This is a genomic window from Lunatimonas lonarensis (genome assembly GCF_000390185.1).
Lineage (GTDB): Bacteria > Bacteroidota > Bacteroidia > Cytophagales > Cyclobacteriaceae > Lunatimonas > Lunatimonas lonarensis.
This window is the reverse complement of record NZ_AQHR01000085.1, coordinates 351,289-374,159: the sequence shown is the minus strand read 5'-3', so window position 1 is coordinate 374,159 and position 22,871 is coordinate 351,289. Positions and strand designations below refer to the sequence as shown.

At 47.6% G+C, this 22,871-nt stretch carries 16 protein-coding genes; 5 read left to right on the top strand and 11 right to left on the bottom strand.

The window, feature by feature from the left end:
* The first annotated feature begins 68 nt into the window (after positions 1-68).
* The 3 genes from ADIS_RS14280 (at position 69) to ADIS_RS14275 (ending at position 2,155) form a co-directional block, all read left to right on the top strand.
* Positions 69-404: a hypothetical protein gene (locus tag ADIS_RS14280; RefSeq protein ID WP_010855285.1), complete on the top strand. Its 336-nt coding sequence runs from the start codon at positions 69-71 to the stop codon at positions 402-404.
* A gap of 188 nt (positions 405-592) precedes the next feature.
* Positions 593-760 carry a hypothetical protein gene (locus ADIS_RS23010; protein WP_010855284.1) on the top strand — a complete coding sequence of 56 codons (168 nt, stop codon included), beginning with the start codon at positions 593-595 and terminating at the stop codon, positions 758-760.
* A gap of 84 nt (positions 761-844) precedes the next feature.
* On the top strand, positions 845-2,155 hold the full coding sequence (locus tag ADIS_RS14275; RefSeq protein ID WP_010855283.1) for an agmatine deiminase family protein: 1,311 nt from the start codon (positions 845-847) through the stop codon (positions 2,153-2,155).
* 436 nt (positions 2,156-2,591) lie between these two features.
* On the opposite strand, the gene ADIS_RS14270 is transcribed toward ADIS_RS14275, so the two are convergent.
* The 3 genes from ADIS_RS14270 to ADIS_RS14260 all read right to left on the bottom strand — a co-directional run bounded on the left by ADIS_RS14270 (position 2,592) and on the right by ADIS_RS14260 (position 5,124).
* A complete protein-coding gene (locus ADIS_RS14270; protein WP_155907473.1) occupies positions 2,592-2,960 on the bottom strand; it encodes a hypothetical protein in 369 nt (122 codons plus the stop codon).
* A 263-nt stretch (positions 2,961-3,223) separates the two neighbouring features.
* Complete coding sequence (locus ADIS_RS14265) at positions 3,224-4,486, bottom strand: hypothetical protein (RefSeq protein ID WP_035806040.1); 1,263 nt, start codon at positions 4,484-4,486, stop codon at positions 3,224-3,226.
* Between the two features lie 236 nt (positions 4,487-4,722).
* The gene (locus ADIS_RS14260) at positions 4,723-5,124 is read right to left on the bottom strand and encodes a hypothetical protein (protein ID WP_051113325.1); all 402 of its coding nucleotides are present in this window, start codon (positions 5,122-5,124) and stop codon (positions 4,723-4,725) included.
* Positions 5,125-5,301: 177 nt separating this feature from the next.
* Here ADIS_RS14260 and ADIS_RS14255 point away from each other — a divergent pair, with 177 nt between their 5' ends.
* Positions 5,302-7,212, top strand: a complete 1,911-nt coding sequence (locus ADIS_RS14255) for a sulfatase family protein (RefSeq protein WP_010855276.1) — start codon at positions 5,302-5,304, stop codon at positions 7,210-7,212.
* A 150-nt stretch (positions 7,213-7,362) separates the two neighbouring features.
* Here ADIS_RS14255 and ADIS_RS14250 read toward each other — a convergent pair whose 3' ends face one another.
* From ADIS_RS14250 to ADIS_RS14235, 4 genes are all read right to left on the bottom strand, one after another.
* Positions 7,363-8,499: a DUF4221 family protein gene (locus tag ADIS_RS14250; RefSeq protein WP_155907471.1), complete on the bottom strand. Its 1,137-nt coding sequence runs from the start codon at positions 8,497-8,499 to the stop codon at positions 7,363-7,365.
* A gap of 339 nt (positions 8,500-8,838) precedes the next feature.
* Positions 8,839-11,007, bottom strand: a complete 2,169-nt coding sequence (locus ADIS_RS14245) for a penicillin acylase family protein (RefSeq protein WP_010855274.1) — start codon at positions 11,005-11,007, stop codon at positions 8,839-8,841.
* 71 nt (positions 11,008-11,078) lie between these two features.
* A complete protein-coding gene (locus ADIS_RS14240; protein WP_035806154.1) occupies positions 11,079-12,956 on the bottom strand; it encodes a CocE/NonD family hydrolase in 1,878 nt (625 codons plus the stop codon).
* A gap of 53 nt (positions 12,957-13,009) precedes the next feature.
* A complete protein-coding gene (locus tag ADIS_RS14235; protein WP_010855272.1) occupies positions 13,010-13,741 on the bottom strand; it encodes an RsmE family RNA methyltransferase in 732 nt (243 codons plus the stop codon).
* A gap of 56 nt (positions 13,742-13,797) precedes the next feature.
* Here ADIS_RS14235 and ADIS_RS14230 point away from each other — a divergent pair, with 56 nt between their 5' ends.
* Positions 13,798-15,030: a 6-bladed beta-propeller gene (locus ADIS_RS14230; RefSeq protein ID WP_010855271.1), complete on the top strand. Its 1,233-nt coding sequence runs from the start codon at positions 13,798-13,800 to the stop codon at positions 15,028-15,030.
* Positions 15,031-15,105: 75 nt separating this feature from the next.
* On the opposite strand, the gene ADIS_RS14225 is transcribed toward ADIS_RS14230, so the two are convergent.
* The 4 genes from ADIS_RS14225 to ADIS_RS14210 all read right to left on the bottom strand — a co-directional run bounded on the left by ADIS_RS14225 (position 15,106) and on the right by ADIS_RS14210 (position 22,586).
* On the bottom strand, positions 15,106-15,648 hold the full coding sequence (locus tag ADIS_RS14225) for a ferritin (protein ID WP_035806152.1): 543 nt from the start codon (positions 15,646-15,648) through the stop codon (positions 15,106-15,108).
* A 485-nt stretch (positions 15,649-16,133) separates the two neighbouring features.
* A complete protein-coding gene (locus ADIS_RS14220) occupies positions 16,134-17,369 on the bottom strand; it encodes an alkaline phosphatase family protein (protein WP_010855268.1) in 1,236 nt (411 codons plus the stop codon).
* Positions 17,370-17,548: 179 nt separating this feature from the next.
* On the bottom strand, positions 17,549-19,339 hold the full coding sequence (locus ADIS_RS14215; RefSeq protein ID WP_010855267.1) for a RagB/SusD family nutrient uptake outer membrane protein: 1,791 nt from the start codon (positions 19,337-19,339) through the stop codon (positions 17,549-17,551).
* Between the two features lie 13 nt (positions 19,340-19,352).
* Positions 19,353-22,586: a SusC/RagA family TonB-linked outer membrane protein gene (locus ADIS_RS14210; protein ID WP_010855266.1), complete on the bottom strand. Its 3,234-nt coding sequence runs from the start codon at positions 22,584-22,586 to the stop codon at positions 19,353-19,355.
* Positions 22,587-22,871: the final 285 nt, after the last annotated feature.

Here is a 22,871-nt window from a genome sequence, read left to right as displayed (position 1 = left end):
TTTGCCTTATTGGCCAAAATTTTTAACTCCGTAAAGTAGTAATAGATAAGAAATTCTCAACGGAAGTGTTGAATTATTTAATAAAAAAAGGGGAATTAACAAAATACGAGGTTGATGAACGAATGTTAAATATTTTTCAAAGCGTTTATGTAATTGATATCTTTAATCCGGATAAGCTTAATCAAAACGGAATCTATAGATTTGGTCGAATTTCAAGCCATGGAAGTGTTTATCTCCTCATTAAATTTGATGATCAAATAGAAATAATTAATGATTTCAATTATGATGCAATTCAAAATAAGGTTGAAAACTTTCTTCAACTAGAAGCAAATGAATTTGATGACCATATTATTAATAAATATCAAGAAGCACTAAATAAATGGTTTGAAAACAAAACCTATTGAAGGAAACAACGAGATATACCATCACCTTAGGTCCAGCTTGCGTTTGGCGGCAGACAGGCGGGCGGTTCCGAGTAAATTGAAAGGTTAGTATCTTTAAGATGTTAGGAGTAGGTAGGATGAGAACGGATCCGAAGGCCCGCCGTCTCCAAGCCTGTCTGCCTTAGGCAAGCTCAAATCCCGTGTGTAAATTGAATCAGTTCCTTTGGGCTGAATGCTTTGAAATGGATGGAGGACTGTTGGGCAACCAGTGGATAGCCCCTCCGATGGCGGCTTGTGGGCCGGCCCTGACCCAGTCAGGAGTTCTCTGGGAAGGTGATGGTGAATTGGGAATCACCACCGCCGCTTTAAAAATATAGATACAGTGAGTAAATTCCCTCGCCTGACCCGATTGCTGGCAAGTGTATCAACAGCCATGATCGAATTACAAAACACATTTGATTATGAAGTCAAGACATTTACTTTTATCTATAGCCATTTTTACTATTTTTTCCTGTAAGGAAAGAAAAGACCCCTCAGCTTTCTATTACCCCGCCGAATGGGAGCCGCACCAAGCCATTTATATTGGATGGGGCGAAGCTGAATGGAAAAAGGAATACTGGCCTTTTATCATAGATATCGTCAGGGCTTTGGATGGGACAACACCCGTCATTTTTTTAAGCGACACAAGTGAAAACGTGCAGGTACTTAAAGATTATCTGGAAATAAACAATTTTTCTCCTGATAATTACGAGTTTACATCTCTGCCCTATTACAATCCTCTGGCACCAAGGGATGTAGGACCTGTTTACTTGATTAATGGCTTAGGCGAAAAAATGGTAATTGATTTTATATGGTCAGCTCAAGAGGCGTACAAGGATTTTTTAATAACCAAGGGCGTAGAAGAAAGCAAGGCCATAGCGTATGCCTCTATCTTAGAAAGCAATCAAAAAGTGGATAGCCTTTTGGCCGTCAAGGACGGTTACGATGTTATCTCATCCTGGTTGTCGATTGATGGAGGTGCTATTGAGGTGAATGGCCAAGGCACTATTCTGCTTAATGAATATTGGATGCTCAAGTATAATAAAGGTGCCAGTAAAGACAGTATTGAACAGGAATTGAGAAGAACACTCAATCTAAGCAACTTTATATGGGTAGGTATGGGCCTGATGGAAGATCCCCCAGATATAGCTACTATTATTCCGGGATATTTTGGAACAGGTACTGATGGACATACCGATGAGTATATCAGATTTGCCAATGCCAATACCATTCTTTTGGCATGGATTGACGAAGAGGAAAAGGACAAACATCCCATTCATGCAGGCAACTATAAACGACTGAATGAAACCTACCAAATCCTTAAAAAATCTAAAGATCAAAACGGAAAACCCTTTGACATTGTGAAGGTTCCATTGCCTGATTTGATATTTAAGCCTGTTCAGGTTGTAGAAGGGCGGGCTTTGGGCGATAGTACCGTTGGTATTTCTCAGTTTCTTGAATCGGAGGGAATTGTCGTCGGCGATACCCTCCAACAAGTAGCCGCCGCATCCTATCTCAATTTCCTTATCACCAACGATAAAGTATTGTTGCCGACCTATCTACACGTAGGTGGATCAAAAGAGAAGGAAGAAGAGGTGAAGGGAATTTTCACCAAACTTTATCCAAAGAAAGAACTGGTGTGGCTTGATGCCATGAGGTATAACTGGGGAGGAGGAGGAATTCACTGTTTTACCAAACAAGTGCCTTTATCTGTGAACACAAAAAAACACTGATAGAACTTGAATAGCACCAGCCATAAACATACAAGCTAAACCGAAGTGCAGCGTAGCGGAATTTTCGGGCTTGCTCCGTGGTGCCTGGCCGCGGCGGAACAGAAGCCTAGCGGTTTTTTTGTGGGAAGGTATCTATGGGGATTCAGAAGTTTGGGTGATTTCTGTCGGATGAAATCGAGCATGACGCAAGCGACACACACTGGGATGACTATCCGCCATGCGACCTGCCTGTTTGACCACACGATACTTGAAAGAGCCGATTTTCGGACTTCCTACAATTTTTCGATTGACCCGGAAAAAAACTGAATTAGGAAAGCCAAATTTTCTATTCTGGGCATTTTAGGACTTTTAGCCAAATATGATATTGACATAGAAAAATGACCCCAAGAATTGAACTAGCAAGCGGAATATCCACTTAGTTTATAAAAACTTGCCATCAAGGCATTTCCACCAAGATAAGCATGCAAGGCTCCCTTAACATAATATTTTGACCAAAAATCATATCGTCACATTCCACCTGATAGGTGTAGGCTCCATAGGCCCTGTTCATGAAACTTAGAGACGGTTGTACGGAACATTCAGGTGTTCCGGTAAATACGCGATTGCCAAAAAGACGCCCTGTAACCTCACCTCTTGGTCCTCTAAATGTAATATTCGCTTCCTGGCAAGGTAGTGGCCTATTGATGTAAAAGGTGACGTTGCCATTTCCTTCCAAGGGCCCTTGATCATCGTCGGCCCCACCACAAGAGACCAAATAAAGGCTGACAAATAACAAAAGAGATAGAATTCGAACCGGATGTTGCATGGCTTTTTTAGCTGTACATCGTGCATTTTAAAAAACATCATCAAGTTTTTTTATCTGGTTCTTCCTTATTTTATTTTTTGATAGTAGGACAACTGGCTTATTCAGCTCAATCGCTATTAGAATAACACCAAAAAAATACCAACCAGGGAAATGGATGGGGGAATACCCACTAATCCCTAACCGACATCCGAGCAAAGGAAAAACGGTCCTCTCAATGTATCAGGAGAACACCAAGCATGCCATTTGACGCCCTTCAGAAGCGGTCAGGTGCCAACCAAATGCCTGATGTCCAAGTAGTACATTTGCCGGGTACCCTCGTGGGTACTATCGAAGAATACCCGCTGACCTGCCTGATCGCACCTGGGGTGCAGGTCGCACCGCCACTCCCCAAAGAAGGGCTCCGGTGAATGGAATTTCCCCAGAATAACCTGCCGTTTTGTGGGGATGTGGTAGAGGTACAGGGTTATGTCCCGGTCCTTGTTGGGGTAGGTGTCGTTTAGTACCCATTCATCGTTCGTATTGGGAACATAGGTGTTATGCCCGTTGCTCGTCATGGTTTCCTCCCCCACGGGATGCATATTGTCTGATTGGTCTTCCAACAGCCAAAATCCGGCGTCCCGCCCAATGGGTTTGGTCCACGCAAAAATATGCTTGGGGTCTTTCCATACAAAATGGGAACTGTAGCCCGAGGGATCGGCAACAAACAGGTTTTTTCCATCCGAATCAAGGGTTATCATCCGGGTTACAAAGCCGGTCCGTGCCATTACCTGTGGTTCGAGGAGTTCCGGTCGCCACCGGTGGAGAAACAGCAAGCGTTTGCTGTCAGGGCTGACCAATAGGTGGTTGAACCAATGCCAGTTGTTGGAGACGTCTTCACCCAAATGGGGTAGCTGCGCCATCTCGGCAATGCTGATCAGCAGTTCGTGGTGTCCTGATTGCAGGTCAATTTTCGTAAGTCCGATTTCTCGGGGGGCCTTGGTGGACTGATAGGGGTCTGGTAGCCCTACATAGCCATAGCCCGGGCGCAGGTTTTGGATTCTGTTGAAGGCGGTACCGATCGCAAACTTTCCGTTGGGTGCCAGTGCATAGACGGGCATGGGTAGTACCCTTTGCCCGCCTGTCACGATATTGGCGATACGGCTTACATGGTTTTCGCCCTCTCGGTCATTCCAAATAACCTCGGTAGCGGAGCCCGGTATCCATTGCAGCATGCAGGATTGCTGCCAACCCCACGCTTTCGAGTTCCCCAGCTTCCGCCATGTATTTTTGTCTTCCAGGTCAATGATTCCTATTTCCAGTTCATCGGATGGACTGGGTGACCTGCCTTCAAAACCAACCCTGCAGCCTAAGGCGTACCGCCCGGTGGGGTCTACCTGAAATTTGTCGTAATAGCCAAACCAACAGGCAGCCGCCATATCGGTGATACGTGTGGGTGCTGGCAAGCCCTGACCCTGCACCCAAGTTGGGGTGAAGGCCAAACCCATGCCCATTCCGATGCTGTTGCGGATAAAACGTCTTCTATGCATGTCAATAGGGAAAGCTTATTTATCCCTAAAAATAACAGATTTATTGAGAAAATTGCCTAATGGTGTACCGTTGGGTACAACTATCCATTGATCGGGTTGCCATTGTTCCTACAAAACCCGATCTCGCCTACCTGGTTTCAAGTAATAAAAGTACCTGCGCGGTTATTGGAAACCTTATCGCATCCTAGGGTGGATTTTCGCTTTGTCAAGTAATAAGAACCTAAGGATACATAGATTTACTGTGAATACGTAAAATCCCTGCGGATAACCTCGACTCGAATAGTGTTTTGGGCCGATGGCGAAATCCTCCATTCCTGGGTTTCGATGCCACCCCAAAAAGGAGATTCCCAGGTTAGGATATCGCCGTCCAGCCGCCAAGTTCCCTCATAATCCTGGGTCACGATCGGTGGAGTGGCGCACCATCCGCTAAATGTGCGATTGACCATTTTTCCGCCGGGCAAAAGCCGGTACCCAAAGGTGTTGGCCGGAACACTCGAGACCTGCTGTAAGGTAAACCCCTGATCAACACGCTCCGCCTGTACCCGGGATTCAACGGGTAAGGGCCCGGAAAGGTCTTCTTGCTGTGTACAGGAGAAAAATGCACCCAATAGTAATGTCCACATCAAGTTCGGTTTCATAAGAGGAGGATTTTGGTTTTTTCCATGTCAAACTGAAAAGACACTTTGTTGAGAAGATAGGGGATTTAATTCCATTTTTTCGGTAGATGACTCGGTATTTTCCACTAAAACCGGTAGTTTGGAGTTTCAGATGTGCTTCCTGTCCATCAAACGTTCCATAAAACCCAACTTCCACCGATGTATTCAACTCCAACCAGTCTATGTATAGCCCTTTTGCTGGTTTTTTCCGTTGCCCTTGACCGATCTGTGGAGACCCGTTTCGATCGAACCAATCAGCCGACCTATATCCCAACCCGGGCTGCAATTCCGTCTGCTCCCAATATCGTTTTTTTGATCTCAGAAGACAACTCCAAGCATTTTATGGATCTGTTTGATCCGTCCGGCGTGGAAGTACCGGCGATTCGGGGCATGGCCAAGCAAGGGGTTACCTATAGCCATGCATTTTCCAATGCGCCTGTTTGTTCGGTAGCCCGAAGCACCTTGATCACCGGGACGCTGGCGACGAGAACCGGCATGCACCTGCATCGGAAAATAAAGTTGGCTCCCATGCCGGAGGGCTTGGAGATGTTTCCGGCCTATTTACGAAAGGCGGGCTATTATACCACCAATAACGCCAAAAAGGATTACAATGCGGAGGAAGGACCCGACGTATGGGATGATTCCTCCAATCAAGCTAGCTGGCGGGGTAGACCCGTGGTTGATCAACCCTTCTTTCATCAAGAAACATTTATGGAATCGCACGAAAGCCGGCTGCATTTTGGCAGAGACCTGATGGGGTCTTACCAGCCCGTGGATTTGCCCGAATCTATAAAACTGGCACCTTTTTACCCCGATACGCCGATTTTTAGGTTTACAACTGCCTACCATAGGGATAAAATACGGGAGATAGACCGTTGGGTGGGAGAGGTTCTTGGCAAGCTCGAAGCCGACGGCCAATTGGAGAATACCTTTGTATTCTATTTTGGCGATCACGGAGGCGTGCTCCCTGGCAGCAAAGGCTACCTATACGAAACGGGTCTTCATGTCCCTCTGGTGGTGAGAATTCCGAAGAATTTCGAGCATTTGGTGGATACGGAACTGGGCGGGATACAAGAGGGATTTGTAAGTTTTATCGATTTTGCGCCAACCGCGCTCGCATTGGCAGGTATTGCGGTGCCATCGCAAATGGATGGGAGGGCTTTTTTGGGGAAGGGAATAAAAAGCTTAGAAGTGGCAGCAAGGGATGAAGCCATTGGGTATGCGGACCGATTTGACGAGAAATACGACCTGGTGCGGTCACTTCGTAAGGGACGATACAAATATATCAGAAGCTATCAGCCCTTTTATCCCGATGCACTGCACAATAACTACCGGTACAAGATGCTGGCGTTTTCGGAATGGAGAGATCTGCATGGAGGTGATCGGTTGGACTCACTTCAGAACAGGTTCTTTTTGCCAAAGCCGGTAGAAATGCTGTTCGACCTAGAGGAGGATCCGTTTGAAATCCGAAACCTGGCCGGTGTGACAGAATTTCAACCCCTGCTGCGCCAACTGCGCAAGCGGTTAAGCGACCTTTTGCTGGAAAAACATGATTTGGGATTTCTGCCCGAAAACCTACTGGTGGCCGAGGCCTTGAAAGATCCGGTATCCTATGGCAACGAGTACCAGCGTCAATTGGTGAAACTATTGGAAATCAATGATCTGGGAACACAGCCATTCGCAGATGCGAAGGGTCCGTTGCTGCGGTTTTTGGAAGCAGGTACCAGTTTGGAGAAATATTGGGCCATCACGGTGGCGTCGGGATTTGGCGTACAGGCTGCCCCCTTAGCTCCCACTATCCGCAAGCTAAGGGTGGATGAAAATGCTATGGTGGCCCTGAGAGCCATTGAGTTCATGGGCATAGCAGCGGGGGTAGATCCCAACGATGGGTTGATCGAGTTGATTAATGGTACCAGGGATCCGGTAGAGGTACTGATTGCACTAAACTCACTGGTGTATTTTCGGGACCATACTTCCTTTGGCAAAACGCTCGATGCCTCGCAGGTAAGGCCGGTTGCCACCAATGAGGAGGTAAGCAGGCGATTGGCCTACCTAAAAGGCACCTGGTGAAGGAGGAATTGGTTTTCAAACGGATCGTTATAGTCAGAATGCGCTAGGATTACTATTCAGCTTAATGGCAAAGGGGTACGAAGGTTTTAGCGGGATCATTGGGAGACAACACTAAACTAGCGGCTAATCCCGGTAATCCCAATCTTTCGATCAATCTACCGTGATACGAATGAATCCCAGTTCATCATCCATGTTTTCAAATAGCCAAATCCGGTTGTCGGTAAAAAAATGGTTTCGAGGGTTTTTGGAAAGCCGCGGGAGCTGGGTTTCCTTGAGTATATCTAGATTGGCGTCCAACACGGTCAAAAAAACGTCGGCACCGATTTCCTCGTATTCCCCATCCTCGTTTGGCTCTACTGCAAATAGGCTTTTGTAGGACAGCCGGATGTAACGTTTTGAAACGGGGTCCCACATGGGATCCAAAAAAACGATCGACTCAAAAAACTTTTTCCTATGCTCTTCTACTTGTAGCAATTGAACGGTTTTTGGCAGTTTGTATTCATTTTGGTTGCCTGTCAGCTGGCTATCCCATGATTTGACGTACAAAGAATCAACCAGCACATCATACACATAGACTTCATTGAAGGTTAGCAAAGAAATGATAAGTTTGTCGTTTTGGATGGTTGTTGCCATGGGCGTAGCACCAAAACCTCCGGCGGGTCTGCCTTCGTGTTCAATTTTCATGTGGTAGCTTTTCAACCTTTCGGTTTCCGGAAGGGGTATTCGTTCCACGCTCTTTTGTTTGAGATCAAATTTTAATAACGTATAGGTATAATCCTGCCAGGTTATCATAAGACCAAAGAGGATTGTTGGGTCGTTTGGGTGCTCCAATAGGCGGATTGGGAAAGACTCGTAGCCTTTAAATTCATCCGCAATACTGGAAAGCCCCAAGTCCCTCAGTTTTGTTCCCTTTTGACTGAAAACGGCGTGAAGTCCGTAGGACCAGATAAGGATATGTTCGTCTTGGGTAATCGAAAAGCCGCCAATGTATCCACCCATCCCGTTTGGCCCCTCCTTTTCAAACAGAAGGGTCTCCTCCAGTTCCAAACGTTCCAGGTTGATCTTGTTGAACCTGTGTTCTCCGTCCGGATAGTGAAAAAGGAACCTGCCATCCTTCGATAGCTCCGGGCTGGACAGTCCGTACTTCAGGTTGATGATGTCTCCTTTTGGGTCGATAAGCACGGTGTCTTGGAACAAAAGAAACCCCTCGATATCTTGGCGGCCTGCTTCGTCCTTGGAGCAACTCCAAAAAATCCATAAAGCGATCAACATTGAATAGTGTTTCATCTGTCTATAATTGTTTTTTAATGGTCAGATGGAATCTCGCATGGCAGATAGTCATCCCAGTGTGTGATGGCTACGTCATGCTCGATTTCATCTGTCTAGATAGGTTAGTTGGAAATTGGCTTTAACAGAAAACGAAAGCTACCAAATCTCAGGATATAAAATTCCAGCTAGGATGGTTTTTTTCACATTTTTTAGCTTTATTTAACAAAAATAGCCGAATACTATACCGAGAGCGCATTGCCTAGGGTAGGGAATACAAACCTTATCAGCCCACTTTATAGCAGGTGATTGGGTAGAAGAGACGGCAATTCCTTGACCAGTATAAATCCCGTTGATCGATTACTTCCCTGATCCGGGTCTGTAGTTTTTTGTAGCGTGTTTGAGAATGTCTTCGAGGTAGTAATTTACGTCCTTAAACTCTCCCGCTGCATACATACCCGCTTGGTCATAAAAATGGGGGGAAGCGGGATTCCCACTCTGTCCTCCTGCCAGCAGGCTTTTTGCCCGAACCTTTTCGCCAAATTCCACCGCAGCAACGAAACTGTTGCCTACAGTGCCGTAGATCTTTTTCGTTGGGATGGGGCTACGGCCTACGTAGGACGCCAATGATCCCCAGGTGGCAGGAGCGAAGGGTACCGGAATGCTTGGGGCGTCGTCGTCGAAGGGATGGACGATGTCACCGGTAATTCGTTGAAACCGGTTGATTTCTCCCCAGGGGGTCTCCCACGTTCCGAAATTGGCCGTAAGGAGTTTTATCGCCTCTTCCAACGCAGCCAACTTCACCTCATCCGACGTAAAGTGCGCAAGAAAATCAAACAGGTACACTTCTGCCGGGCGATCCATTTGGCGTGTTTTGGCCAAAAGCGAAGTCCCCCAATAATGGGCAACCGAGGTTCCTACGGACTTCAATCCGAATCGACGGTCCCAATCCATCAGTGTGCGTACAGGTTCTGCTAGGGACTGCTTTCTGGAGTCAGAAGGGGGAAGTCGGTTGAATGCCTGTACAAGTGCTGGAATCAGCGGATCAAACGCGATCAAATAAGAATCGTGTCCCAACGCGATCAGGTTTTGCAGGGTAAACCCGCGCTGTTTTTCGAGCAGGCGAACGGCATTCAGGCCGCGGGCGTTTTCGGCGTCTGGTGCCATATAAGTGGGGTAGTTGCCACGGATTGGGCTTTCGGAGCCGGCTGCGGTGAAGGGGGTTGAGTTGCAGTTTTGTAACCACCCAGTGGCTGGATTGGCGATATATACCAAGTCTTCGATGGGGTGGAGTCCTTTCCAGTCAGTTTCGGGATTGCTTCCATCCACTACACCGGACCAATCAAAGGAGGGGTTTCGGATGGGTATAAAATTCCCGTGGTAGTAGGCAATGGTACCATCCCGGTCTGCATAAACCGTATTATTGGAGGAATTCGTGCGAAGCTGCATAATTTCCCGGAATTCGGTGTGATTCGTTGTTTTTGTCCGCAAATAGGATTGGGTCAGTGCTTTTTCACGGGCTACCATCAGCTGTATGGCAATCCATTTTTCGCCTTCCGCCCGGATCACCGGACCGTGGTGACTATAGAATGCGGTTACGGTTTCTTCGCCCCGCATGCCGTCTTCGTTGTAGGCAAGCCGGATCGTTTTTTCCCGCAGAGGTAGCCATGAATCACCGTGAAGGTATTCATGCCGGCCTTCGTGTTGACGAACCGTCAGTGCAAAGTGATCGATCACATCCGCCCGGGAGGAGGTGTGCATCCAACCGTTGTGGGCATTGAATCCCTGGTAAATGAAAAATTGTCCCCAGGTTACCGCACCGTAGGCATTGAGTCCCTCTTCACTTTGCATATGGACTTCGGGACGAAAATAAAAAGAGGTATGTGGATTGATGTACAGGAGGGCGTTGCCATTTACGGTGAGGTCAGGGCTAATGGCGAAACCGTTTGACCCACTTGGATTTTCCATTAATTCAGGCGCTGGGGGGGTATAGGCCTGAAATTCGTTTCCATAAAAGGCCCGCAAACCCGCCGGGGAAATACTCTCAATATCCCCGCCTATACTGCCTTCACTGAATGCCAGGGCCATCCAGGGCTCAAAACGGGTAAGCAGCTTGGGTTTTATCATTGGGTTTTCGGATAGAAAGCAGTTGATGCCATCTGCCCAGGCGACCATGAGGGTTTTTAGCCAGGCCTCGCTTTCGTCAAATTCACGCTTTAGGGTATCGGGATCGATATAAAACTTCATGCGCAGATCGGCAAAGATCTGGTCCTTGCCCATCACCTCGGCTGTCCGGCCCATTGCCGTGATATAATTCATCTCTACGCGGTTAAAATCGTCCTCGCACTGGGCATAGATCATCCCAAATACGGCATCCGCATCTGTCTTTCCCATTACATGCGGGATGCCCCATTGATCGCGGATGATTTCGGTTTGCCTGGCGTGTTGCTTCCAGCGTTGCTTTTCATTTTGCGCCAGGAGGAAGAAGGGAAGGGATAGCAGATAAAGTAACAGTACCTGTTTTTTCATGGTTGAAGTGGTTTTGGTGTAAGTAAAAGCGAAAAGCCAAACCCCGAATCGATAGGGTCTGGCTTTTCCGGTTATCGTATAATGGGTAATGTTATACTGCTGGGATAGCGACGCGAGTGGTGGATTTTGTTGTTGGCGATTACCCCCTCCGTTTCGTCGTAGTTATTGCCGCCGGTATTCAGGTTGCGATCAAATCGGGGGAAGTTTGAGCTGGAGACCTCGATCCGTATCTGGTGTCCTTTGTCAAAATAGTTGCTGGTAGACATGGGGGTCAGTTTTACCTCATACACCTGCCCCTCTTCCATAAAGACTTCCTTTCCATACCCTTCCCGATAGCGGACCCGCTGAATGGTTTCGTCCAAGTTGTATGCACGGCCGTCCGGATATACGTCGATCAGCTTGATCGTGACATCGGTATCCTTCACATCCGATGAAAGGTAAAGCGTGGATTCAATAAAGCCACTTATCTCCACTCCTTCGGCTAGGGGCTCGGAGGTATACACCAACATATCCTCCCGCAGCTCCATTTCCTGCTGATCGAAGGAACCTCCTTGTATGGCGGTACCCGTGCAGCAAACATTACCTCCGTACGAAGTGACAGGGTTCATGGGGTCGTAGGTAAAGCTATCAGGGCTATCTCTGTTGGGGCGTTTGGGAGTAAGTATGCCGTCTCCATTTCGGGTATTCGCACGGCCCTTGCTGTCCAGGTAATAGGTGGTCATTTCCGCATTGGCGGGTGGCCAAGTCTCGGATTCCTGCCATTTATTAGAGCCCATGGTGAAATATTTTACCCGAGGAAGGGTTTCGGTGATCCCATTCTTTTCTTCTTTTAGCCAATAGTCAAACCATCCGTAGACCAGCGCATCGTAGTCCAACCGGGCGTCGCCCATGCTTCGCTCGCCGACTAGTGTGTTTTCCGTGGCCCGTGTGAATGCGCAATGCAGGGTAGGAGCAATCACCAAGTACTGGTTGTCCCGAATCTGGGGGTCGGATGCTTTTTCACGTACGTGGTTAAACAGTGCCAAATTGGGACTGCTGGCTACATCGTACCAGGAAACAAACCAGAAGCTGGGCACCCCAAAGTCCATATCGTCGTGGTAAAGTCCGCCCTCGTACCATTTGGGATCGTTGGGCTTTCGGGTCACCATTTCCTCAAAAATTCCTTCGGGCCCTTGTGCGTTTTTGATAATATCCTTTACAGGAAGGTGGGCAAGTCCCTCTGACCAGTCTACCCGGGGGTATCTAGGAGCCATATCGTAAAAACGCTGCAAACGCAGCAGGTCTTTTTGTTCGATACCATCGGGCAGTTTGGGAGCCATGGGGTCGTGTTGGGTGCTATACAGCCAAGCAATGAATAGCATCTGCGTGGCACCTCCCCGGTACCAGTTGCCCTGCTCGTAGTAGTCTCCTATACGCCCCACTCCAGCGCCATAACCTTGAGGAATCATCGCGGCGTGGGCAGGATGGTCCATCGCGGCCACCGCCATCTGCCATTCGGCAGTGGAGGAACAACCTAGAGTACCTATTTTGCCGTTGCTCCAAGCCTGTTCTGCCATCCAGGAAAAGGCGTCGTAGCCGTCGGTAAGCGGCGTACCAAGAATATCCCATTCTCCCTCTGAAAAGAACCTGCCCCGTTCGTTTTGAACTACATAGGCGTAACCGCGTTTGACTGCCTGATAAGCGGTTTCCAGCGTTCGTGTGACCAACTCACCATCCCGGTAGGTGTTGAAGTTATACGGAGTCCTGGAAAAAATAATAGGTACTGGCTGGTCGGTTTTGGGTCGGTAAATGTCGGTGGCCAGACGTACGCCATCGCGCATCGGCATCATCACCTTTTGATCTATAACGGCAATCTCCGCTAGTTGATGTAGGATATCGGTTTCCTGTGCTTGGGAATATACCGAAAGGCATATCAGGAGGGCTATAAGGTGTATTTGGACTAATTTCATGAAATTGGAACTATAAAACGACATAGGTAATAAATGTGGCTGCGTAGAAGTGGTTAGCTTTGGGCATTTTGTTGGGCCAACAAAGTATTTACCAACTGCAGGCTGTGAACCACGGCAAGGCCGGCGGTTTCGGTCCTAAGGCGATTTTTACCCAGGGAGCAGGGTGTAAATCCTTGGGCAACAGCTTCCTGAATTTCTCTAGGCGCAAAATCGCCTTCGGGGCCTACCAACACCAAATAGGACTGCTCCGGTTTGGCCTGCTGTACGAGATGCAGTGGAATATTCTCATCCACAAAACAGATGAACCGTTGGAAATTAATCCAGTTTTTATCATGGATAAACTCCTCGAAGCTTCGGACCTCGTGGACTTCGGGAAGCCAAGTCTGAAAACTCTGCTTGCAGGCATTGACAGTTTTTTTGTAGATGCGTTCGTAGTTGATTTGGTCCTTTTCCGAATTTTCGGATCGGATGAATGTCACTTCCTGCACACCGATTTCGGTGATTTTTTCCATCATCCACTCCATACGGTCAGGGCTTTTTGTAGGTGCAATGGCCAGGTGGATGTAATGTTTATCCTGAGGGACGAACTCTTCTTCTACAATTTGCAACACGGCTTTTTTGGGGTGGTTGTCTTGGATCTTGCAGGTAAATAACGAACCCTTGCCATTGGTGAAATACACCAAATCTCCAATATGCTTTCGCAGCACCCGGGCCAGGTGTTTGGATTCGTCGGGGTCTAGGACGAGGTTGTCTCCCTTGATTTCTTTTTGAAAAAAAAGCTGCATGTAGTTTGTTAGTTGAAACGAAGATACATACTTTGATAACTTAATCCAAAATACGCATGATCGCATTGAAAGGGTATGTAAGGTTGGTAGTTGGGATTCTGTCCGCTTTCCTAGTGATCGCATGCCGGCAAAATCCGAATACATCGACGGAAGTGTTGGCACTGGATCCCGATCATGCCATGGAGAATACGCCTCTCTCGGAGTTTGCTACTGAAATCCGATATGTGGCGTTGGAAAACGAACCGGAAAGTATGTTGGTGAATGTGCGGGAGGTTATAATCCGGCAAAATTACATCTACGCAGTGGATCGGGTTCTCAAAGCCGTTTTTGTCTTTGATCATCAAGGAAAGTATATCGGTAAATTGGCACAATTGGGAGAGGGTCCAGGGGAGTATCAAAACATGCAGCATGTACTGGTGGATGAGGATGAGTCGTTTATTGACGTGTTTGAGTTTCGGGGCAGCCGATCGAGGATCCTTCGGTTTTCCAATTTGAGCTTTGAGTTACTGGAAGAAATCCCGGTTTTTCTCCCTCAAGCCAATTCCTTGAGGAGGGACCATAGCGGAAGGTGGTATTATTTTTCTGCACAGCAGATGGATAACGAAGTCAACGATGAGTTTACCAATGCAGATCTAGTCGTGGTGGATATGCAGAGTATGAAGCCCGCGTTGTTTTTTGAAAAGCGAATCCAAACCGAGGGTTCTTATTACACTGCCAATTCGGAAAGCTTTTCTACAAACGACAAAGGAGAGCTGTTTTTCTCAAGGATGTTTGATAACCGTTTTTACCACTTGTCTGAGGGGGGTGTTTCTTCGTTTCTCATGGTGGATTTCGGCGAAAAGGGAGTGGATCCTTCGTGGGGATTAAAAAGTACCCGCGAGCAAATGGATTTTTTGTATAGCAATGAGGAGGGTAGGGGATTGGCCTCTTTTCCAGTTTTGAATTTTAGCAATGAAAAATTACTGGCGATAACTTATAATTATAAGGACAGGGGAGGGCACATCCATGTTCACCAATTTCTCAAATTCAACAGCAACGCTACGGTAGTTCATACACGGAATTTAATAAATGACCTTACGTCATTTCCGGAAACGCTTTACCTATGTTCCTACTCCAACGGCATCAGCCATCCGGTGTATTTCAATGGAGATCTCGTAGAGGTGGTTTCTCCGGCTTATGCCATGAAAGAAAAGCAAGTAGATGTTCCGGGGTTGGGAACAGTAGGCAGGGAGGATAATCCGGTAGTAGTGTTTATAAAACCGAAAATGCCCCTTAAATCCGGTGAGTAGACAGCAGCAGAAGACAAAAAAACCGGACAGCTTGAATGGCCGACCGGTTCTTTATAAAGTATAGCTAGTTGGAAATTATTCCTCGATGGAAGCATGCAACTTGCCCAACTCTTGGTCAATGGTCCATAGACCGATACCTTCTTCTCCGATGATATCGAAGAGTTCCAGCGCACGTCTGGCAACGGTTTCTTCTTCCCGCTGTTCGGTCACATACCACTGCATAAAGCTGAATGTTGCGAAATCTTTTACCATAAAGCAGTGGTCTACGATGGTGTTGATGGATTTGGTTACTTCAATTTCATGCTCTAATATCAATTCGAAAATCTCACGCAACGAGTTGAAATTATGTCTGATCCCGGTTATTTCCGGTTGGATGGCATGTCCACCCGCATCGTTGATGTACTTAAAGAGTTTGAGCATATGTTGGCGTTCCTCGTCTGCGTGATCATAGAGAAACTTTGCAGAGTTGCTGAACCCCATCATCTCGCACCAAGACGCCATTGAAAGGTAATAGGCAGAGGATCTTCCTTCCATTTCAATCTGCTTATTCAGTTTTTTTTCGGTATCTACCAATAACGAACGCTTTAGCGTTACGATTTCTTTTTCTGCTGTTTTCATAAACATTACTATTCGGGTTAGGAGTATGGATTATCTATTCACATACAATTGTAACCAAATTTTTGGTTATAAGTTCCGTGTAGTATCTTATTTTTCAGTATTTAGAATTGGTATCATTAAAATAAATGCTATAATATTCTGTTTGTTTGGATTAAGTTTAAATAAGTAGGGGCTTGCCTTGCGTGGAGCGGTGCCAGGTTCGTTCTTTATTGGAAAACAATCGGGTGGAGGTTTATTCAAATTCGAAAGAAGGAAGGTATTCGGAAATCCGGGTATATCTACCGGGAGAGGAAGTGAATCTGATTGATTTCAAACTGGCTGTGAATGATGTGTTTATCTTAGATTGATGGTGTTCAGTGATTTAGGCTGCCTTTGTCTCTTTTCATAGGAATTGTGATCTGCCTGCACCTTGTTTTTGACTGCGACAGGTACCTGAGTCCATAGACCGGGCAGGATGTTTCAGCCCAGTCTATGGTTTGATTACCTCAGGGAATGTTTTTCACCCACACGTTGCAATATCCTTTTGGCAATTCTAACACGACTTTTAGGTTTTGGTAGATTGTACCCAGATCCAAGGCGACCTTTTCTGCACTCAGCTCAACTTCTCCAACAAGGCGATAGGTATCCGAATTGCCAAATCTGAATTGGTTTCCGGTTGTAATCCACACCTTGGCTTTCTGCCCGCTATCGTAGTCATGCCATTTCAGGTGCAAGCGTTCACCTTCCAGCGTGCCTTCGAGTCGATCGGCATAAGGTTTTTTGAGCAGGGAGATCCCGTCGATTTCCATGGCTTGATTTTTGGGAATAGGTATGCCCATAAAGTCTGCCATAGTTGGTAGCAGATCGACTACTCCGGGAATGGACCCTGCCCTCTCATTGAGCGATTGACTGGAGACTATCCACGTAGCCCTCTCTGCATCGGACTGCCCTCCATGGCCAAATCCGCCTTCGCCCCGTCCATGATCCGTAGTGATCAGTAGAAGCCACTCTTCACCATACAGCTTTTCCCTTTCCTTGATCGCAGACCAAATCAGCCCTACCTGCTTGTCAGCTTCCCTGATAGCGTGGTTCATTTGCTCACTGACGCCATAGCGGTGGCCCATATCGTCCGTATACTGGAGATATACCCAGGATAGATCTGGCCCCTTCTCCAACACGTCCTTGGCGGCATAGGCCGCTACGAGCTTGTCGATTTCGTGGATGTACTTGCTTTCATTGTCGTGCGGAAATCCCAATGTGTCTATCTCCATGCCATCGAAGTGATAATCCAACTGAAGATGGCCAGTTTCGGGTAGGTTTTCGCCAACCAATTTGGTTCTGTTATCAAGCCACGTAGAATAAACAGCCGTTGTTTTATGAGGGAAAGCTGTCTTTAAAAACCTAAAAACAGTCCAATAGTTATAGTTGGGCTGGCGTATACTGTTGTCCCTCACGTTGTGTTTGTTGTACCAAACGCCGGTAAGCAGGCTGTTGTATCCTACTGCCGAGATGGTGGGGGTTTCGGAGTATCCTCCACGCATGCCGCCGACATGGGCATGTATATAGTCACCCTTTTGGCTGATTTCATCGATTGAAGGGGTGGGGTTTTTCTCCAATAACTCCCGCTGAATGCCATCCAAAATTATAAACAGCGTTTTTCGTATCTGGCCGTGAGATGGATTTTGAACACTTAGACACAAAAATAGCCCTATCAGGGCAAGGGTAGATCGGTAATTTATCATCGTAATAAGAAGCTTTAGCCGCTGCGCGTATAGATGAAGGGATCGTACCTAAAGGTTGGTTTGAGTTGATACCAAGCTTTTTTTGTGAACCCCTCTTGTGGCTGTTCAACGAATCGATTTTTTGTTAAAAACAGAAAGCGCCTCCTCTGGTTTTGTCCAGAGGAGGCGCATAAAGGTACTTATTCCCATCCGAAAATCTGCTCAAGATTCGGATTCAATGTTACCTGCTGAAACGGAATAGGTCGGAAGTAGAACTTTGGATCGATAAACCGTCGCGGAGTTACCTCGGTCACGAGCGTTCCTCCGTTGGTGCCGTTTCGGAGATAGACGGTAACGTTTTCGCCAAATTCACCGGCACGGTAGTAAACCAGCATGGTTCCCAACGCGTTACGTTCCTTACTTGGATCGGGAGGAATGACAGCATCCCTTCCGATGAGAATGATGTCCTCGTGTCCATCTCCGGTCAGGTCGTATTTGCCCAAGCCGGGGAAGTACATCCCTTCAGGGATACTTTCAAGGAGTTTTCCGGATTTCCACCGCATCAGATCATCAAAGCGGTACCCCTCGAGAGCCAGCTCTACCCGTCGTTCTCTTCGGATCTCCAAAATTACGCCGGAATTGGGTCCCGTCACGGAAGGGTATTTGGCGGAAAGTACCGGGTCAGGATTTGAGTTGGCGCTGGCCAAGTTTAAATGTGGCATCGCGACACGGTTCCTTAACAAGTTAATGGAAGCATCTAGATCGCCTTGGGTGATTTCGCCAAGCTCCGCCTTTGCTTCCGCGAAGGTGAGCAAAACCTCGGCGTACCGGTACACCGGAAAGTCGAGGCTTCCGATTGCCACGTTGTCGACCGTGTTATTGTAGCCTTTTTGCTGGAAATAGCCGGTGAAGTTCCGGTTCATCAAGGGTACAAAAGCCGTAGGATCTGGCTGCCTGATCCATCCTGGATAGACGAGTGTCTGCGAAAGGCGTGGATCTCTGTTGGCAAATTCCTGAACATACTGCATCGTCTGGTAATTCGGCAGGTCGGTAAACCGTGAACCATCTGCCATTAGGTAGGTCTGCACCAAGTCCCTGGAAGGCGATTGCTCATAGGTTCCGAACACCGTAAAGTTGATGTTGCTGTTTCGGTCCCGGTTGATGTCGAAAGGGTTGACAAGAATGACCTCCGGATTGCCGACCAGGTTTAGGCTTCTGAAAAGCGCTGCATAGTCGGCATGGGGATTTCCGGTCGAATGAAGCGAAAACTTGCCCGATTGGATGATTTCTCCGGCCACATCTCTCGCTTTGGTCAAAAAGGCGTTGGCCGTTTGCTGAAGGTTTAGTTCCGTATGGTATTTTCGGAAAGTGCCCTCATACAAGGCGGTTCTGGCGTAGAACGTTTTCACGGCCCATTTTCCGGGGGTTCCGGATGGTACTTGTTCCCTGACGTGGGTTGCAGCAAATTCCAGGTCTTCCATCACCCGTTCCATCACGTACTGCCTTGGATCCCTAGCCTTAAACAGCTCTTCGTCCTGCGGATTGAGCAACGATCCATACCAGGGCACGTCGGAGAATCGTTTTACCATGCCCATGTAAAATACAGCCCGGTAATAGCGAGCAAGTCCCTCGTAGTGGTTTTTTGCTTCCGGCGAGGCATTGGCACCGCCCATGTATTCGAGGAAATAGTTGATGTTCCGAAGCCTGCCCCAGTTCCACCCTCCGGTTATGTTTTGGGAGTTTGGTGTGCCGGTCATGATCGTTTTCACCTCTACTGCGGCAGTAGTGGCGAGGTTGTCGCTGCTTTGGTCCGCTTGGTACTCACCCATGCCGGGCAGGGAGAGCAGACCATTTACGTATAGGCGAAGGTCATCTTCGGACTTGAAAAATTCCTCAGGTGAAATCGCTGTGCGCGGATACCTATCCATGAAGGTGTCGTCGCATGCCTGGGCAACAAGTGCCATAAGGCAAATAAGGATATACTTTTTCATCGTGAATGACAGGTTAAAGATCTATGTTCAAACCGGCAGAATATCTACGCTGGAATGGGTAGGCGCGGGCAAACCCAGCATTTACTGCCTCGGGATCGATAAAGTTTTTGATGGCGGAGAATTCGAACAAATTCTCGCCGGTTATGAATACGCGAACTCTGGAAGCCCTTATTTTTCGGGTTACTTCCATCGGTAAGGTATACCCGACGGCCAGGTTTTTGATTCGAAGGTATGCGGCACTAAGCAGGTACTGGGTCTGTGGAATGTCCAAGCCAGCACCGTAGTTGGCATCGGCAAGCCATGCCTGAAGAACCGGGTAGGTGGAGTTCAGATTTGCATCGGCAAGGCCCGCATCGAGGTACGCCTGAGAATGCCGTGCCCGCATGGCTTCCGAATCGGCTTCCGCACGGAAGAAATCAAGGTTCCATGGGTAGATATTGGCGTAGGGCTGTTGATAGGGCCCCCAAAACAGGTAGTGTCTTGGATAGAAATCTTGACGTCCGATACCCTGAATGAACAGGGACATGTCAAAGCCCTTCCAGGACATATCCATATTACCTCCAAACTGATACCTTGGTTGGCTATTGCCAATAATGCTCAAATCTCTCGGATCCAGTTCACTTTGGCCTCGTTCAATACGTCCATCGCCATTCAGGTCTCTGTACCTAGGCCAACCCGGCACAATATCCAATGCTCCCCAAGGAATAATGGCGGATTGGTTTAGTTGACTTATTTCGTCTTCATTTCGGAAAAACCCGTCGTTTGTCAACCCCCAAATCTCACCCACTTCCTGTCCAACCCGGAAGTTGGAGAAAAGTCGTTGTTCATTTTCAAATCGGGTGATCCAAGACCTCGAGTCAGATACGAACACCTTAGAGCCAAATTGGATAGGCTGGTTGCCGGTTGCGATTTGGGTCCGGTAGGACAGCGTCATTTCCCATCCCTTGGTCTGAAGGTCTGCGGCATTTTGCTGTGGCGGAGACGTACCAAGCACTCCGGGGAGCTCTACCGGATTGGTCAGCATATCTTTGGTGTTTCGGACAAAGTAATCGAATGACGCAAAGAATTTATCCTGCCAAAGACCTAAGTCGACACCGAAATTGGAGGTAATTACCCGCTCCCAGGTATAAAAATTGGGATCGACCGCCAGCGGTGGAGCAGACGTGATGACCATTTGCCTTTCACCATTGATTAGATGACTGGATAGGCCGGTTGGCAGTGCCTGTATGTAGCCAAAGTTTGCCACATTCTGATTGCCCAAGCTTCCATAGGAGGTCCTGAATTTCAAGGTGGGAGACAGGCCTGAATTCTGTCCGGGGAAAAAGGATTCGTCACTGACTATCCACGAACCGGAGATCGAAGGGAAAAAGCCCCAGCGGTTGGTCTTCGGAAAGCGCGAAGAACCGTCGTACCGTCCGTTGAATTCCAGGATGTATTTATTGTTGAGGGTGTAATTTGCCCGTCCAAACAAACTTTGGGTAGCGAATGAACTGTATCCCGGTGTAATAAACTGGTCTCCCGTAGTCAATCCCAAATAGGGCAGGGAGGAGGAGATAAGCACTCTACGCTCGGCCTGTACCGAGCTATAGGTATAACTTTCTTGGTTGTACCCCCCCAATAGGCTCAATGAATGCACACCGAAGTTTTTATTGTAGTTGGCGTACAAATCGTATATGGTGTTTTGCAAAATCCCGTTTCGCTCCGCTACCAGACCATCCCCTCCTTCGGTACGGATATCATTGGGGCCAAATCCAATCTGGAAGCTTCTCCTGTCCCATGCGTAGTTCCATTGCTCCCTTTTGAAACTGGCGTTGCCCGTCACGCTCAGGTCACCGTCCAGCATCGTGGCAGTGGCACGTACGATATTATGGAAGCCAAACATGTCCTCTTGGTTTCTACCTCCGTCGTTTAATCGGGCTGCCAGTCTTCCAGCTCCTGTATTCGCCCAAGTTCCATCCGGGTTTTCCGCTACCTGGATGGGTGTAAGAAAATAGATGTCTGTAATGTTTGTAATTGGGTCGGCCCGCTCTGTTTGGTAGATATTTAAATTATTGTCGAGCTTCAGCCATTTTTTGGGTGTAACATTTACCCGTGCGCGAAGTGAGTACCTGTCCCAATTATCCGGTACCAACTTATTTAATCCGTTTTCGCGTGTATAGTCTCCCGATATATAGTAGTTTATGGGGAGGTCGTTTGCGTTTGCACTGCCGCTGATGGCGAGGCTTTGGTTGGTTGAAAACGCCGACTGATTGAAGAAGTAGTCGTACCAGTCGTAATTGCCCATGTAGGCCCATCGGTTGGGATCGTTTGGATCAATCCTTACGTCCTCAATAGAAGGGTTTTCGGACCGCTCTTTTGCCCATTGGTAATGTGCATCGTTGAAATTTATATAGTTCCATGGGGTGTTGCTGGTCGCTTGGTCCATCACCCGTGAATAGATATAGGGATCGGTTACCGGGCGCGGTAGTACACTGGGCCTTCCCCAGGTGAAGTTGCTGTTGTAGCTGATGGTTTGTTTTGCGCCACCTGTTTTGGTGGTTATGAGTATCACACCAAAAGCTGCCCTTGCGCCGTAGATTGCCGCAGAAGCGGCGTCTCGAAGCACAGAATAGGACTCGATATCGGCCGGGTTTAATCTAAGTAGGTCTTCGTAGGCACCGGCCACACCATCAATGACAATAAGCGGACCACCACCATTTATCGACGTAAATCCCCGTATATTGATGTCCGGGACTGATCCCGGTCTACCTCCTGCATAGGTGATGTTGAGTCCTGGACTTACCCCCTGCAAACCCTGCATTACGTTAGCCACGGGTCGGTTAATAAGCTGTTCTCCACCTATCTGGTCCACTGCGCCCGTTAGGTTGATTTTCTTTTGGGTGCCGTATCCTACCACTATAACCTGCTCGAGGAGTGTTTCATCTGCAGACAAGATGACGTCCAGCACACTCCTTCCGGCTACTTTTATGGTTTGGGTTTCAAACCCAATATACGAAAAAACCAGTTCTGCATCGCCTGAACTGGTTTGGATGGTATAACGACCATCGATGTCGGTAATTGCGACACTGGAGGAACTGCGTTCATACACAGACACCCCCGGTAAAGGCAGATTTTCAGACTGATCCTTTACGATGCCGCTTACGGCATGCTGCGCATAGAGGTCTGTGCCTCCTGAGACAACCAGCACAGCCGCTGTAATCAGCGTTGCCAGCCAGTTTCTCGTTGAATTGGGTAAAGTTGTTTTCATTTGATTTATAGATAATTGGTTTTTAAGTCACACCTGATTTCCTGATGATGCCCGGAAAAGCCTTTCCAATGCCCCGCCCATCCCATGGGTTATAGCCCCTCGATTTTGTAGATTTAGGATATCGTACTTAGCAGCTTTCATTTCATTCAACAGATAAAAATTGAAATAGAAGTAATTGCAACGCAAGGTAGCTCACAGGCTTTACTCCAAGATTACCCCTGTGTTAAGAAATATTTATTGAATGTTCATTCAATATTAAATAAAAGTTAATTTCAAAAAAAATTA